The 1280-nt window shown below is 36.6% G+C and carries 1 protein-coding gene and 1 pseudogene; one reads left to right on the top strand and one right to left on the bottom strand.

Translation table 11 applies throughout. From position 1 onward, the window contains the following. Positions 1–293 precede the first annotated feature (293 nt). Positions 294–701 carry a hypothetical protein gene (locus BUB37_RS20990; protein ID WP_139278174.1) on the bottom strand — a complete coding sequence of 136 codons (408 nt, stop codon included), beginning with the start codon at positions 699–701 and terminating at the stop codon, positions 294–296. A 301-nt stretch (positions 702–1002) separates the two neighbouring features. Between BUB37_RS20990 and BUB37_RS21835 the strand changes: the two are divergent. Beyond that, positions 1003–1280 (top strand): annotated as a pseudogene (locus tag BUB37_RS21835) (IS110 family transposase); the annotation flags it as partial.

Raw genomic sequence — 1280 nt, forward strand, 5'->3', positions numbered from 1 at the left:
CGATGGTAGGAAAAAAAGGTAGGGCGGCGGCCTCGACCGCCCGGTTTTTTACGGGCCGGAGGTATCATCGACCATCGGTCTCGTATAACCGTCAGTTACGGATTAAAATACCCAGAATTTTCGGTTAAGCACAGACGTTAGCAATTCCGAGTGGATTTCCCGAACTTGTTTCGGGATAGTCGAATCCGCCGACCGAGCGAAGCGACCGATGAACACCTTGGGAAAAACAGCTAGCTGTGAATAAATTGCGGTTATACATTGTTGTAAAACGTTTTTTGTTCTCTGTCATATTCTTAAAAAAGTCCAATTAGCCAACAGTAAATTTCTTTAAAGGTCGGAGTATTTAGTCCGAAAAATTCTTTTAAAAGCAATAACAAATAGTAAAGTCCTACAATAGCTGATGACCATTGTGCTATTTTAATTAAAATACGTTCATTTTTTTTTCGTCTCGCTTCTATTTCAAATCCGCCATTTATGAAAATTTTAATACCTTTTGGTTTAGCATAAATCTTATCCAAAGCTTTATTCTCATTATACTCTTCTTTGATGTAGCCTTTGTCAGACATAATGTCCAATAAAAATTCTGATTCCCAAGAGTGAAGTCCAAGATTATCACATAGTTTAGCTTCTACTTTATAAAAGTCAATTTTTTGTTCTTTTCCAGTATAATATTCCATACACAATTCGAGAACTAAATCCATTGCTTTTGATTTCTTTATGGAATCAATATTCTTGAGTTTGAATGGTTTGTTATTCTTGTTTAATTTGTATCGAATTCTATTTATTAAGTTCACACTTTTGACTTTAAATACGGCTGGTTTTAAATGTTTTACAACGTTCAGTATAAGAGTAGTAGCGGTTAAAAATACAAGCACTTTCAGGTAACAATATACTTAATTAAACACAAAAACGGTTCGAGTATTCCTCAAACCGCTATTACTTTTAGCATCGATGAAAAAGCAGTAAGTCGAGTATCTTTAAAATGAACTAAAAATTAAAGATATGGTTACTCAAATTACTGCTGTACCGAAGTTATACATTGGCATCGACATTCACAAGAGAAGTTGGAAAGTGCATTGCGCGACAGATCTGTTTTCAGGCAAGTCCTTTTCCATGGATCCAAACCCGGAACAACTTAAAGATTATGTTGATAGACATTTCGCCGATCATGAAGTCGTTACGGCTTACGAGGCCGGCTGCTGTGGATATTCGGCGCATCGTTGTTTCGAGTCCTATGGTTGGTCTTCCCTAGTGGTCAATCCTGCGGATATCCATAGAAA

This window comes from Pseudozobellia thermophila, from assembly GCF_900141855.1.
Classification (GTDB): domain Bacteria; phylum Bacteroidota; class Bacteroidia; order Flavobacteriales; family Flavobacteriaceae; genus Pseudozobellia; species Pseudozobellia thermophila.